This is a genomic window from Pedobacter frigoris (assembly GCF_005116445.1).
GTDB classification, from domain to species: domain Bacteria; phylum Bacteroidota; class Bacteroidia; order Sphingobacteriales; family Sphingobacteriaceae; genus Pedobacter; species Pedobacter frigoris.
Window position 1 is genome coordinate 467,214 of the sequence record NZ_SWBQ01000004.1, and the last position, 12,639, is coordinate 479,852.

Annotated in this window: 10 protein-coding genes; all 10 read left to right on the forward strand. The window is 41.1% G+C overall.

What is annotated here, in order from left to right; all coding sequences use genetic code 11:
• The first annotated feature begins 20 nt into the window (after window positions 1-20).
• The 10 genes from FA047_RS15800 (at window position 21) to FA047_RS15845 (ending at window position 12,498) form a co-directional block, all read left to right on the forward strand.
• Complete coding sequence (locus FA047_RS15800; RefSeq protein ID WP_136837038.1) at window positions 21-776, forward strand: type III pantothenate kinase; 756 nt, start codon at window positions 21-23, stop codon at window positions 774-776.
• Window positions 760-2,058 carry a porin family protein gene (locus FA047_RS15805; protein ID WP_136837039.1) on the forward strand — a complete coding sequence of 433 codons (1,299 nt, stop codon included), beginning with the start codon at window positions 760-762 and terminating at the stop codon, window positions 2,056-2,058. The genes FA047_RS15800 and FA047_RS15805 overlap by 17 nt, the downstream gene beginning before the upstream one ends.
• Window positions 2,058-2,627, forward strand: a complete 570-nt coding sequence (gene lptC / locus FA047_RS15810; RefSeq protein ID WP_225872755.1) for an LPS export ABC transporter periplasmic protein LptC — start codon at window positions 2,058-2,060, stop codon at window positions 2,625-2,627. The genes FA047_RS15805 and lptC overlap by 1 nt, the downstream gene beginning before the upstream one ends.
• Before the next feature lie 123 nt (window positions 2,628-2,750).
• Window positions 2,751-4,847 (forward strand): peptidylprolyl isomerase, encoded by a 2,097-nt coding sequence (locus tag FA047_RS15815; protein WP_136837040.1) that lies wholly within the window; start codon window positions 2,751-2,753, stop codon window positions 4,845-4,847.
• A gap of 87 nt (window positions 4,848-4,934) precedes the next feature.
• Window positions 4,935-5,450 (forward strand): DUF2480 family protein, encoded by a 516-nt coding sequence (locus FA047_RS15820; RefSeq protein ID WP_136837041.1) that lies wholly within the window; start codon window positions 4,935-4,937, stop codon window positions 5,448-5,450.
• A gap of 30 nt (window positions 5,451-5,480) precedes the next feature.
• Window positions 5,481-6,260, forward strand: coding sequence for a DUF3108 domain-containing protein (locus tag FA047_RS15825; RefSeq protein ID WP_136837042.1), 780 nt, complete (start codon window positions 5,481-5,483; stop codon window positions 6,258-6,260).
• A complete protein-coding gene (locus FA047_RS15830) occupies window positions 6,260-6,829 on the forward strand; it encodes a DUF3109 family protein (protein ID WP_136837043.1) in 570 nt (189 codons plus the stop codon). Before FA047_RS15825 ends, FA047_RS15830 begins: the two co-directional genes overlap by 1 nt.
• 66 nt (window positions 6,830-6,895) lie before the next feature.
• The gene (rfbA, locus tag FA047_RS15835) at window positions 6,896-7,756 is read left to right on the forward strand and encodes a glucose-1-phosphate thymidylyltransferase RfbA (RefSeq protein WP_136837044.1); all 861 of its coding nucleotides are present in this window, start codon (window positions 6,896-6,898) and stop codon (window positions 7,754-7,756) included.
• A gap of 223 nt (window positions 7,757-7,979) precedes the next feature.
• Window positions 7,980-10,337, forward strand: a complete 2,358-nt coding sequence (locus tag FA047_RS15840; protein ID WP_136837045.1) for a PDZ domain-containing protein — start codon at window positions 7,980-7,982, stop codon at window positions 10,335-10,337.
• Window positions 10,338-10,359: 22 nt separating this feature from the next.
• Window positions 10,360-12,498 (forward strand): alpha-L-fucosidase, encoded by a 2,139-nt coding sequence (locus FA047_RS15845; RefSeq protein WP_136837046.1) that lies wholly within the window; start codon window positions 10,360-10,362, stop codon window positions 12,496-12,498.
• Window positions 12,499-12,639 lie beyond the last annotated feature (141 nt).

The window sequence follows — 12,639 nt, forward strand, 5'->3', positions numbered from 1 at the left end:
GATGAAGTTGAGAATGGCTAATGCATAATCTTGTTCTGGATATTGGCAATACTAATGGAAAACTTGCTGTTTTTAACAACAGGGAGTTGATTCATTACCAAAGCTTAAGACAAATTACCACATCTGCGCTGGCCAACCTAATTGAACAATATAATATAAGTAATTCTACCATTTCGAGCGTAGCTGATGAGTTTTCGGAAATAATTGAGGTGCTTAAACAGCGGACGAACTATGTAGAATTCTCAACGGCTTTCAATCCTGGGATTAAGAATTACTACAAAACATTAGCTACTTTGGGATTAGACAGATGGGCTAAGGTTGTCGCAGCTCATCATTATTATCCTAAGATGAACTGTTTTATGCTTGACGCCGGAACATGTATTACTTATGATCTGCTTACCGGAGAAAGTGAATATTTTGGAGGTAGTATCAGTCTGGGCGTACATATGCGTTTTAAAGCATTGAATCATTATACAGGGCGTTTGCCTTTGGTGAAATGGGAGAGGGAAGATGAGGTGATACCGGATGGAACTGATACGGAATCGGCCATAAAAAATGGGGTATTACAAGGGATAGTTAATGAGATTGAAGGGTTTATAGCCAATCAGAATAAAAGAAATAAGGCCCTTAGGGTATTAATAACAGGTGGTGATGCGGCTTTTTTGCTAGTGCAATTAAAAAAGAGCATCTTTGCGCCTCAAATTATACACGATCCTTATTTGGTATTAAAAGGATTAAACGAAGTCATTGCATTTGAATATGTACAAAAAGATTAATTATATAGCAGCAGTATTAATATTGCTAACAACTATTTCTGTTAAAGCACAGGTTACCACGCAGTCGCCTTACTCAAAATATGGCCTTGGAAATGTGAGGGGATCATTACTTCCTCAGTTCAGAGCCATGGGAGGAATTTCTACTGGTGTTTATAAACCAAGTATTTATAGCAATATAAATATGCAGAATCCGGCTTCATATACTGGAATTACCATGACTACACTGGATATGGGGATGTCTGCCGGTTTTACTGAAGTAAAGAAGAACGGGATCGGGGAAGCCAGCTTCAACTCGACGTTAAGTCACGTTGCCATGGCATTTCCGTTAAAGTCCGGTAAATCTGCTATCAGTGTAGGTATATTGCCGTATACTGAACTTGGTTACGAATTCTCTTCTGTTGAGAAATACAGCGCAACTGACACCAATTCTTATAATGCCCTGTATTCAGGAGAAGGTGGTTTAACAAAAGCTTATTTTGGTATTGGTCAGCAGTTTGGTGATCATTTCAGAATAGGGGCCAATGTGGAATATCTTTTCGGAAATCTTCAGGAAAATAGATCGATAGAACTTCAGGCATCGCCATCTATCAATAACAGACAACAAAATAAAAATAGCATAGGTGGTATCGGATTTTCTTACGGGTTGCAGTATGATATTCCTCTGAGTAGCAAAAGCAGGATCACCCTGGGATACTCAGGTTCCTCTCCTTCAAAAGTTAATTCTACCAAAACCTTTGTGGTGACACAATATTTCAGAGATGCAGTGGGCGAGGAGCAGGCAGCATTTGATACGGTGCTCGTTAACGAGAACAGCTCTGCGAAATTAAAACTCCCTTTAATCCATAATTTTGGATTTTCGATTCAGAAAGACAATAAATGGATGTTTGGTGCAGATTATAGAATGGGACAATGGTCTAAGTTGAATATTGATAACACCAACCAGGGATTACAAGATAGCTGGGGTTTTTCAACTGGCGCGCAAATCACTCCGGATATTACCTCTATAGGAAGTTATTTCAAGCGTGTAGATTATCGTTTTGGTTTTCAATATGATAAGACCTATATCCAGTTGAACGAGCAGGATGTGAAGCAGATGGCTGTTACACTTGGTTTTGGATTACCTTTGGCTCCAAACAGGTATTCTTTTTATAAGATGAACTTTACAACTGAACTGGGAAGAAGAGGAAAATCAACCAATGGATTAATTCAGGAAAGCTATATTAATTTTCACTTAGGATTTACGCTAAACGACCGTTGGTTTACACGATTTAGATTCGATTAATGAATTCCCGTGGTATAATATATTGCAGTGTTATACTTTGCCTGATCCAGCTTTGCCTGAGCTCCTGTGCTGAAGATGATCTGAAAAAGGCCGCGCGTTTGTCTAAAAAGGTTGCCCTGAATGTCGACCGCACGATAAAGGTGGACATCATTTACAGTGATTCTGCAAAGGTAAAGGCACAGGGATTTGCTCCGGTGCTGGATAAAGTAACACCTGCAAATGGCGCTGTTTACCAGGAAATGCCAAAAGGCGTAAAGATCAATTTTATTGATGAGCAGATGAAAATCAAAGGCTCCATTACTTCTGATTATGCCATTATGAGGGATACAGAGAAGACTGCAACTTTTAGGCGTAATGTGATTGTCGTAAATGAAAAACTGACTTTCAATACAGAGGAACTGGTTTGGGACCAGAATAAAAAGATGTTTTTTTCTCCCAGTGGCGTCATTACAAAGGCTGATGGAACTGTTCTGAATGCAGTTGATTTTAGTGCTACGGAGGACTTCAATCTGATCAACTGGTCTAATGGAAATGGCGAGACCTATATTCCGGATGGTTTCGGGAAGTAGGATGTCTGAATGCTGTTATTTCCTTAATTTTTAAATACTTATTCAAATACAATTTAATATTTTCTTTTTTTAGCAAAAGTTGTATCTTGCGCCCTCTTAAAAAAAATTATAAATAAGAATATTATGGGATTAATGACATTTTTGCGGAATCGTGCGGGCTATATCCTGATTGGAGCCATCGGTTTTGCAATTGTTGCATTTTTAGTTGGTGACGCAATTCAGGCAGGTAAGCCTTTTTGGGCGGAATCTCAAAAAGTTGTAGGTTCAATTGATGGACAAGATATCAACATAGACGAGTTTAGCGGCAAAGTTGAGCAGAGTCTAGCTCAATACAAACAACAGTACGGTGGTGCTGGCAATTCGCAGATGCAGGCTATGGCTGTTGATAATGTGTGGCAAGGTGAGATTGCTAATGTTTTACTTGGAAAAGAATATAACCGTTTAGGTTTAACTGTTTCTTCTGACGAACTGAATGATTTGATCCAGGGAAATAATCCAAGTCCGCTTATCGTGCAGTACTTTGGTAACCCTCAGACTGGACAAGTTGATCGTGCACAAGTAATCAGAACTTTTAAAGATGGGTATAAAGATCCAAGAGTAGCACCTCAACTGAAATCTCTTGAAGTAGAAATTGAAAAACAGGCATTACAGCAAAAATATGCTAAACTGGTTAACAATTCAGTTTACGTAACTACGCTTGAGGCTAACGATGAATACATCAATCGTAATAAACTGGCTAATTTCAAATATGTAACACTTCCATACTCATCAGTTAAGGATGCAAGTGTTAAACTGACAGAATCAGATTATTCGGATTACTACAATGCAAATAAAAAACGTTTCGAGAATCCTACGGAGACCCGTACGTTTGAATATGTTTCTTTTAGTGTAAATCCTACCGCAGCAGATTCTACAGCTGTTAAAACTCAGGTTGATAAACTTGCGGCAGATTTCAGAACTTCAGCAAATGATTCTTTATTTGCAGCGAATAACTCTGATGTTAAAGTGCCATATACTTACATCACGAAAGGCAAACTGGATCCTGCTGTTGACTCAGTAGTATTCAATTTACCTGCAGGTAGTTTTTATGGTCCTAAGTTTTCAGGTAACTCTTATAAAATCGTAAAGGTGATCAACACACGTTTTTCTCCTGATTCAGTTAAGGCAAGTCATATCTTAATCGATCCAAGTAAGTTGGGCGGTGTTGATAAAGCTAAAAAACTAGCTGACTCATTGAAAGGATTGATTCAAAAAGGTGCGAGTTTCGCAACGCTTGCTCAGCAATATAGTGTTGACGGATCTAAAGATAAAGGTGGCGAACTGGGAACTTTCACAAGAGGGCAAATGGTTGCTGAATTTGAGAACGCAGCATTTGACGGAAGTGTTGGGGACCTGAAAGTGGTTCAATCTCAATTTGGGGTTCACCTGATCAAGATAGAAAAACAAATAGGTTCTTCTAAAGTAGCCAAGCTCGCTTATATCGAGAAAAGCTTAAGCTCAAGTAATAAAACTAAAGATGCTGCTTATAAAAAAGCGAGCGCTTTCCTTAATGAAGCGAAATCAGGTAACTTCGCTGAACTGGCTCAGAAAAAAGGATATACGGTAGGTGTTGCTGATAAGATCACTCCAACTCAGGGCTTTGCGCCAGGCTTGGATAATCCACGTCAGTTAATCCGTGATGCTTATTCAGCAGATAAAGGTGATATCCTGGATGAGGTTTATTCAATGGACAATGGTTTCGTTGTTGCTCGTGTGACTGACGTCAAACCTGAAGGTACATTACCTCTTGAAGCAGTGAAGAAAGACATCGAACCAATGGTTAGAACTGCTGTTAAAGCAAAAATGCTTAAAGAGAAACTGGACAACGCATTAAAAGGTGCTGTGTCGATTGATCAGGTGGCTCAGAAAGTAGGTCAGGTGGCAGCTCCGGTTACCAACATGGTATTTGCCAATCCTATTATTCCTGGTTTAGCTCAGGAAAATAAGCTGGTAGGTGCTGTTTTCGGTTCACAGCCAGGTAAGCTTTCTAAAGCGGTAGACGGAGAAAGCGGCGTATTCGCTTTTGTAATAGATGGATTTACCAATCCAGCTCCATTGGCAAACACTTACAAGCAAAAAGAAGCAATGATGCAAGTGTCGGGTCAACGATCTTTAGGATCGGCTTTCCAGGCGTTAAAAGATAAAAGCAAGATAAAAGACAATAGGGTGAAATTCTATTAATCTTATTTTACGTAATTTTGTAACCGGAGGTAATTGTTGCTTCCGGTTTTTTTATTTTTAGGAACCCATTGTTTTCAGTATAACATCATGGACATTCAGGAGAATTTTGTTAATAAAGTAGCGGCTAGCGGTTTGATCACTCTTAATCTGGAGGAATATCTTCATCAGGGAGAAAGGTTGGTCTATGACATCAAGGATAATCTTTTTCATGGGTTAATGCTCAGAGAAAAGGATTTCAGGGAGTTCATCAAGACTCATGACTGGTCGGCCTACGCTGACAAAAATGTAGCCATTACCTGTACTGCAGATGCAATTGTGCCGACATGGGCCTATATGTTGCTGGCCAACAAAATGAAACCATTTGCCAATGAAATCGTATTTGGTAGTCTGGAAACATTGGAGACCGTGCTATTCACAAAAGCACTGGCCAAAATAGACCTTAGGGCATTTGAAAACGAGCGGGTAGTGGTAAAAGGCTGTGCTGATATTGAACTTCCTGTGTCTGCCTATGTTGAAATTACGAGTTTACTTACACCTGTTGTTAAAAGCATTATGTATGGAGAGCCCTGCTCTACGGTTCCCATTTATAAGCGCAAGGATTAATTTTGGATTGTTTTTTGTTTTAGCTTAGGTATGAGAAAGTTGTTTTTGTTTTTTGTTGCTGCATTCCTAAGTTATAAAGGTGTTGCCCAGGAGTTACCTTTTGTGAAGGATCCTGTATTTCAGGCTGGAGAAGTGCTAACTTATAAATTGAAATACGGCTTTATTACAGCTGCCGAAGGCACGCTGAAAGTGCTGGAATCTGATCTTAAATTTGACGGGAGCCCAACTTACCGATTGAGCGTCGACGGACAGACTTCAGGTACCTTTGACGTATTTTACAAAATAAGGGATCACTACGACTCTTATATAGATAAGAAGGATTTAAAGCCGTATTTCTATCAGGAAAACATTAGAGAGGGAAGCTACAGAAGACAAGATAAGGCAAGGTTCAGTCAGGATGAGCAGAGGGTAGTTGCCACAAAAGGGACTTATAAAACCCCGACAAAGCAAACATTTGACCTGGTGTCTTCTTATTATTTTGCCAGAAGCCTGGACATCTCAAAAATGAAGGCCGGTGATTTTGTAAAGCTGAATTACTTTCTTGGAGATGAGATCAGTCAGCTGGAAATTCAGTTTGTAGGCCGGGAAACAGTTAAAACTAAATTGGGTACAATAAAGTGTTTGAAATTTAGCCCCTCTATAAAGCCAGGCAGGATATTCCGTAAGGACAGTAAATTGTACCTGTGGGTTACTGATGATGGCAACAGAGTGCCTGTAAAGGCCCAGGTAGAAATATTGGTGGGTTCTGTGATAATGGAAATTAAATCAGCCAGCGGACTTAAATATCCTTTGGCTATAGTAAATAAGTAATGATAGAAGTACAAAATACTTTGGTACATGAAGACCTGATCAGGGAAAATTTCGTGTGCAATCTGAATAAATGCAAGGGGATATGTTGTGTGGAAGGTGATGCGGGAGCCCCTCTTGATGTTGCGGAAACGGCAATCCTGGCGGAAATATATCCAAAAATACAACATCTGTTAGAGCCTAAAGGCATTGCAGCAATTGAACAGTATGGTACTTCTGTCGTGGATACAGATGGCGACCTGACTACACCTTGTGTAGATGGGAATAAAGAATGTGCCTATGTTACTTTTGAAAATGGCATCACGAAGTGTGGAATAGAGAAGGGCTATGAGCAGGGGCTTGTGAATTGGCAAAAGCCAATTTCCTGTCACCTGTATCCTATCCGGGTTACACAGTATCCGGAATTTGAGGTATTGAACTACGACCGCTGGCATATCTGTAGCGATGCTTGTTCTTTTGGCCGTGAATTGAAAGTTCCGGTATACCAATTCCTGAAAGGACCACTGATTAGAAAATATGGTGCAGAATGGTTTAAAGAACTGGAAGAAAACGTATCTTCAAGTCAGGATTAAGATTTCTGGGCTTAAAGCACGATAAATCTGTAAATGACATTTTAAATAAATTAACCCATATAACTCTTGAAAGGAATAATTTTAGCAGGTGGAAGTGGCACAAGGTTGCATCCTTTGACCTTAGTGATGAGCAAGCAAATGATGCCGGTTTATGATAAGCCGATGATCTATTATCCCTTGTCGACCCTGATGCTTGCCGGGATCCGGGAGATATTGATTATTTCTACCCCCCACGATTTGCCAAACTTTGAAAAGTTGTTGGGTGATGGGAGCAGACTTGGCTGTGAGTTTTCTTATGCGGTACAGGAACAGCCCAATGGACTTGCTCAGGCATTTGTCATAGGGGCCGATTTTATTGGTGATGATAAAGTTGCCCTTGTTCTTGGCGATAATATCTTTTATGGTGATGGAATGTCCAGGTTACTGCAATCGAGTGCTGATCCTGATGGAGGAGTTGTTTTTGCATATCGTGTTTCCGATCCTGAAAGATATGGAGTTGTGGAGTTTAATGAGGAGAATCAGGCAGTATCTATTGAAGAGAAGCCTCTTCATCCAAAGTCTGACTATGCGGTTCCCGGCCTTTATTTCTATGACAATTCAGTCGTAGAGATCGCCAAAAACATCAAACCCTCCGCACGGGGTGAATATGAAATTACAGATGTAAATAAAGTATACCTGGAACAAGGTAAATTGAAGGTAGGTGTGCTGAGCAGGGGTACAGCCTGGTTAGATACAGGCACTTTTGCTTCATTGATGCAGGCCGGCCAGTTTGTTTACGTAATCGAAGAACGCCAGGGACTAAAGATCGGATGTATTGAAGAGGTAGCCTACAGAATGGGCTTTATCAATAAAGAACAACTCAAAGCTGCAGCCGAACCATTGGTAAAGAGCGGCTATGGTGCTTATCTGCTAAAAATGCTCAAGTAAGTTAGCTGAAAATACTCAACCTACCTACATCTACCTCTCATTCCCTTTAAAGTCAGTGTCTCAGAACAGGCATTGTCAGGTTTGCCCGCCTGTCGCCGGGATTAGCTGGCGCAGCCTGAGAAGAGAGCACTGACTTATCTGCCAAAATTGTTTATTGTTTTGACAATTGAAGTAAATTTTGCTTAGTCTAATTTGCTTTCTTTGAATATACCAAATTCAAACCATGAAAACATTGTTCTCCTTTATTCTTGCGGTGTTGCTGTTGCAAACCAGTGATGGCATTGCTCACGATATTTATGTTTCTGTTAAGGGAAATGATCAATCAAAAGGCACCAGGGCCCAGCCATATGCCAGTATAAAAAGAGCACAGCTGGAGGCCCGTAAAGTGAAGGGGAAAGTTGCCGTTTACCTGCTGCAAGGAACCTATTACTTGTCCGAAAGTATCACTTTTACACCAGCTGATTCCAGGAAGACAGGGGAGGAAATGGTAATTAAAGCTTGTCCCGGAAATAAGGTAATCATTAGCGGGGCAGTTCCTTTAAAATTAAATTGGGAGTCTTATGAGGGTGGTATAATGACGGCCAGGATCACCAATGATATTGATTTTGATCAGCTTTATGTGGACCATAAACAGCAGAGAATGGCAAGGTATCCCAATTACAACCCTTCCATCAGATTTTATGGCGGTTTTGCTGCTGATGCACTCAGTCCAGATCGGATTTCCAAATGGAAAAATCCGGCAGGAGGATTTATTCACGCCTTACACAAGGCAGAATGGGGTGGATATCATTATGAAATAAAGGGCAAAGAAGATGAGGGCAAGTTGAAGCTCGAAGGAGGCTTTCAGAATAACCGGCAGATGGGCATGCACGATAAATATAGATTCGTAGAAAATATTTTTGAAGAACTGGATACCGCAGGTGAATGGTTTTTTGATAAAGCTGAAAAGAAAATCTATTACTACCCAACGCAAACCAACGCAGCTCTGGAAAAGGCCAGCATAGAAGTGCCACAGCTGAAGCATCTTTTTGAATTTAAAGGATCTGTCGCCAGACCTGTGAAAAACATCAGCATTGAAGGGCTTGAGCTGGCCCATACGGTCAGGACTTTTATGGAAACCAAAGAACCCTTATTAAGAAGTGACTGGACGATTTACCGGGGAGGTGCTGTTTTCATGGAAGGCACTGAGCGCTGCCAGGTCAGATCTTGTTATTTCAATACTGTAGGAGGCAATGCCATATTTTTAAGTAACTATAATAAGAATAGCACCATTTCAGGTTGCCATATTGCTTATGCCGGCGCAAGTGGAGTTTGTTTCGTTGGAGATCCAAATGCAGTACGTTCAGGGAGTTTTGAGTATAATAGGTTTGTGCCTCTGGAGCAAATAGATACTGCAAGGGGGCCGAAGACTAACAATTACCCTCAGAATTGCAAGGTTGAGAATACGCTGATGTATGGATTAGGACAGGTAGAAAAGCAGGTTGCAGGTGTACAAATCTCTATGTCTATGGACATTACCGTCAGCCATAATACTATTTATGACGTACCAAGGGCAGGTATCAATATCAGTGAAGGTACATGGGGAGGCCACGTCATCGCATACAATGATGTTTTTAATGCCGTTCTGGAAACCGGCGACCATGGTGCTTTTAACTCTTGGGGAAGAGACCGTTACTGGCATCCTGAGGTATCAGTAATGAATGAAATCGCAAAGAACCACCCGTCACTCATCACTGCAGATGTTGTCAAAATCATCACCATTCACGACAACCGTTTTCATTGTAATCATGGCTGGGATATAGATCTGGATGACGGATCCAGCAATTACCATATTTACAATAATGTTTGTTTAAACGGAGGACTAAAACTCCGTGAGGGATTTTACAGAACCGTTGAAAATAACATCATCCTTAACAATTCCTTCCATCCGCATGTCTGGTTTGCGAATAGCGGTGATGTTTTTAAACACAACATCGTCATGCGCAATTACTATCCGATTGGTATCAATCATTGGGGAAAGGAAATTGATCACAACTTATTCCCGGATAGTGCAGCTTTAAAGAAAGCCCGGCTTGCAGGCACAGATCAGCATTCTGTTTATGGTGATGCCATGTTTATAAATCCAGAGGTTGGAGATTACCGCGTAAAACCAGGTTCTAAAGCATTGGCTATGGGCTTCAGGAATTTCCCTACAGATCAATTTGGGGTAAGTCCGCAGCTCGCTAAAATTGCGAAGAAAGCCCCGCTGCCGGTATTGGCAAAGCCGATTCAAGTCAGTAGGGATCCGATCGTGCAATGGCTTGGTGTCCGTATCAAGAACCTCGAAACACTTGGAGAACGCTCAGCCACAGGAATGTCTTCTGAAAAAGGCGTGCTGGTGTTGGGTATAGATGCAAGTAGCCCATGGGCTGGTATATTAAAGCCCAATGATGTGATACTGGGTTTCAGACAAAGGGAGATCAATAAAATGGCTGATCTGCTTAATGAACAGGAACGGGTGAAGTCCAATCAAAGCATTGAACTCACTATATTTAGAAATCAGAATACTCAAAAAGTAAAACTGGATAAACCCATAAAATAACCGGAACTAAAGGTTTTAAACCATGAAACAGAAACAAACTATTTTATTAGCCCTCTTGATTTTTGCGAATGCCTTCGCTTTTGCACAACATGATCCAAAGGCACTTAAGGATTGGCAGGCTCAGAAGTACTCTATGTTCATTCACTATGGAATATATTCTGTATTGGGAGGTGTTTGGGAAGGTAAGCCTGTGTCAAAAGGCTTGAGTGAACAAATACAGGCTCATGCAGGTATTTATAGCGATACTTATGCTGATGTTGCTAAAAGGTTTAATCCGGAAAAATGGAATGCGGATTCTATTGTGTCCCTCGCTAAAAAAGCAGGCATGCGGTCCATTGTGATCACTTCAAAACACCATGATGGTTTCTGCATGTTTAAGACCAGTACTACCGATTTCAACGTTGTAGACGCTACGCCTTTCAAGCGGGATGTGCTGAAGGAATTGTCTGAGGCCTGTAAACGCGGTGGATTACGATTTGGATTGTATTTTTCTTTGATTGACTGGCATTTTCCTCAGGCCTCGCCAATCTCAAGTCATAATTCAGACTTCATTACTCCCGAGCATGTGGAGTACAATAAGAAGCAGATTACAGAACTTTTGACCAATTACGGGCCGGTTTCTGAGCTTTGGTTTGATATGGGATCACAGCGTGAAAAGGACAGCCGTGAATTGAGAGATGTAGTACATAAATTACAGCCCAACTGTATGATCGGAAGCCGGATTGGAAATGATATGGGTGATTTCAATGTAATGGGTGACAATCAGGAGCCGGATTATGCAATCGGAGTGCCATGGCAATCTCCCGCGTCTTTCTTTGATGAAACCTGGGGTTATCGCTCATGGCAGGAAAGAGGCAGTGAAGAAGAAAAGCAAAAGGAGAAACTGACCAGTTTGATTCGTGTGGTCAGCCGCGGAGGAAATTACCTGCTGAACATTGGTCCTAAAGGCGATGGCTCTGTTGTGCCTTTTGAAAAGGACATTCTGCTGAATATTGGTAAATGGCTGGAGAAAAATAAGGAGGCGATCTACGGAACAGATGCCGATCCTTTTCATGTTTCATTTAAATGGGGTAGCCTGACCAGCAGACCCAATAAAATATACTTACACCTGCTTTCATCTCCGGAGAATGGCATCATTACCTTGCCAGGCCTTACCGGAAGGATAAAAAGCGCAAGCGTCTTAGGTGAAGATAAGAAGGCTAAGTATACTCAAAATGCGGCTGGAGTCACCATTACGGTTCCAGCAGACCTGGATATTGCTAAAGAATTTAAAGTAATCGCTATAGAGTTTGCAAACGGATACAACGTACCTCCGGCAAATATCATTGAGAAAAACACGGGCATTTTAACACTAAACAGTCACAATGGGTTTAAGCATTACAGCAACTCAGGAATTGATTACAACAACCGCTATCAAAGTACCGTAAAGGAATCCTGGACTTTGAGTCCTGCAACAAGCGGAATCATAACACCTAAACTCTACTTTACAGACAATGAAAGGGGCAAAGAAATTGATCTTGAAATCAATGGTAAAGTCAGTACCGTAGCATTGAGCGGAAATGAAACCGATAAGCTGGACAATACACCGTCATCTATTACTTGGGGTCCGCTTTATAAATCGGGCAGTTACTATTCAGGCCCGGGTGGAGTACATGGGAATCTAAAAGATATCGATGTGAGTAAACCCTGGCCGGCCAATAGGGGCAAAGTTTGGGAAGCAATGTCTGGATGGAAGAATAACTTAACTTATGAAGTGAGTGCGGAGAAAGAGACAGCGATTTATCTGCTCCAGGAGATTACTTCTGATAAGGATCAATCTTATCTGGTAGGTATTACAAGTGGAGATGCTGTAACAGTAGCATTCAATGGAGAAATCCTGGATGAGCATAATAATCCCCTGAAGGAAAAACTAATGAAGGATGTCATTCTTCTTCCACTGAAAAAAGGTAAGAACCAGCTGATCGTTAAGTTCTATAATGGTTTTCAGAAAAGTACGACTGTAGGGATTGCCAATGATGTGCCGCAGGTCATATATCATAAAACACTACCATCTTTGCAGGTACAAAAAGGGAAATATTATCCGGTTAGCTGGAAATTGCACAATCCACGGTCAGCACACACTACTTTAGGTTTGCCAAATGTCCGGCTAGAGTTTAAGTAATTTTTGGTGCTTTAATTTTTCAGGAAAAACAGCAGACTCCTCACAGGCTGCGCCAGCTAAGCTCCCTGCGGTCACATACCTGACAATGCCTGTTCCGAGCAGCTATTTTTTCCTGAAAGCAGGGAGCAAAGAATATTTCTC